Annotated in this window: 1 pseudogene; it reads right to left on the reverse strand. The window is 37.5% G+C overall.

From position 1 onward, the window contains the following. Positions 1-36 precede the first annotated feature (36 nt). Positions 37-2,381, reverse strand: a pseudogene (locus P375_RS12525) (calcium-binding protein); the annotation flags it as partial.

Below are 2,381 nucleotides of genomic sequence, written 5' to 3' on the forward strand. Positions count from 1 at the left end.
TTTTGTCCTATATGCCAACTTAAATGTGATTAAACATTAAATAATATTAATACCATTTTCAATATAAAGCGTATATCCTCCATCAAATTTATAAACTGTATAGCTATAAGCTTCATCTTGCCCATTACTATCTCTATCTTCACGCAGTGTCTGGCTTGATTTATAAGAATATTTCGCATTAACATCTACAGTGTTTGAACCTGTAGATTGGTTTTTAATATATAGCGATTTATTATTGTCTGCAGTTAAGATATTTCCATCAATACGAATAGTATTTCTTCCTGAAGTACCTTTAAAGACAATTTCTTCAATCGACCATAAATTAGTCCATCCTCTTTTATCACTTCCTACGATAAACGAGTTAAGATTTCCTGTAATATTTAAGGTATCCTTACCCGTTCCCCCTGATACTGCATTTCGATTATCGCCTTTAAAGTACAGCACAGTGAAAGTATCATTACCTTCTCCACCAATAAGTTGAGTATTCCAACTATTAATTTGATTGGTCACAGTAATCACATCATCACCTTTACCAGCATCAATAATATTTGAGCCATCGATAGTACCCCTTATCGTAACACTATCATTATCATCACCCATTTGGATATTTGAGTCTTGGAGCTTACCTGAGATGGTTACACTATCTTGACCAGCGCCTAAATTGATATCCTCAGTTTTTGCTCCTTTTCCAATGAAGTTACCTCCAATCGTTACCGTATCATTTCCACTTTGGGCAAAACCTTCATTATTATTGCTCACACCGATCCAAGTTTGTTCAGCATTACCTGTAATCTTTATGCTGTTATTACCGGAACCAATATTAAAGGTACTATTATTGTTAACACTACCATTAATCGTAATTGTATCTGTACCAGTACCACCGGAATAACCAATACTACTACTGTTTGATCCTAATAAAAGCGTATTAGTTCCATCTCCCATCCAGAAACGAGACTCTGATGTTGCGCCAAGAGTAACAGTATCATTATCAACACCACCACGATAATTCAATTTCGATACTGAACCAGTAATTGATAATGTATTTTCACCATTGCCTAAGTCAATACGTTGGCCAATGTTAGCAGAAGCCCATCTCTCGCTTACTTTTTGTTTAAATTCTGTTTCATAAAAACCTTGGTACATAGCATTTGTTTTACCTACTTCCACGTTTTTCGCAAAAACATCATTTAACCAATTATCATAATAAGGATCTGAACCAAACTCAGCATTACCGTTAACAACAACCGTATCAGCTCCATTCCCCATCAGCATTGAGGAATATCCACCAATTGAATTGCCAAAAGTCACTTCACTTGAATCATCAGATACCATTAAAAATTTAAGATTATTATCTTTATAAAGACCGCCTTTCACTTGAACCGTATCATGTCCGCCACCTAAATCAATAATATTCGAAGATCTATGCTTAGTATCACTTAATTCGCTACGTATATATCCACCTACGGTAAGCTTATCATTACCGCTACCAAAGCGAATATAGTTCCCCGAACCATCTTCAGCTCCAGCAATAATATTATGATAAATACTCACTTCATTATCGCCTTCGCCCATATCGATTTTCGCATTAGTGTAATACAATGAACCATTACCATAACCACGTTGCCAAACATTTTGGTCTGCGGAATGGCTCGTTACTAACAGCTTATCATTGTCGGCACCCATATCAATTTGGTTAGAGCCATCATACCACGGCACACCAACGCCTGTACGTCCATTCATATAACCTAACTCAATGACATCGTCACCCTCGTTAGTTTTAATTTTCACGTGTCCGCCCACACCTTTGGCTTTAATATAGTCATTGCCACCACCAAGCGTATCAAGAGCAAAACGAACTTGTTTGAATTCCGTACCTGTTACTTCCGAAGCAATCATACCTTGTACTTGCGTATTGTCATCAACAGAGTCAGTTCGTACATTCTCTACAAGAATAATATCCGCAGCATCACTAGCACCCGTCCATTTATAAAAACGATTTCTATAGTCATTAGGATTATAGTTATTATGGCTTGCATCCCATTGGAGTGCTGCTTCATCATAACCCCAACCCGGTGCGTGATCCTGTTGCACTCCAGTACCATCATCATCAGTACTCATATTCCAGTCAAGTTTTGGATTATATACCTTAATTTGACCGTTGTTTCCTGCGCCAGTCAGAGTATGTACTTTCTCATTAGCTGAAGTGGCATCACCAAAGATCAAAGTAGCTTTATTACCATCGAACGTATCCGCTGTATGATCAGAAGTTGCCTTACCATTTAAATTAAGGATAACTTTATTTCCGTCTGCTACAGCCGGTTTATTCGATTCGCTATCAAAGGCAAGTGGTTCTATTGGTGTTACCGGTGGAACGGTCACGG

Source organism: Gallibacterium genomosp. 2 (assembly GCF_000771895.1).
Lineage (GTDB): Bacteria > Pseudomonadota > Gammaproteobacteria > Enterobacterales > Pasteurellaceae > Gallibacterium.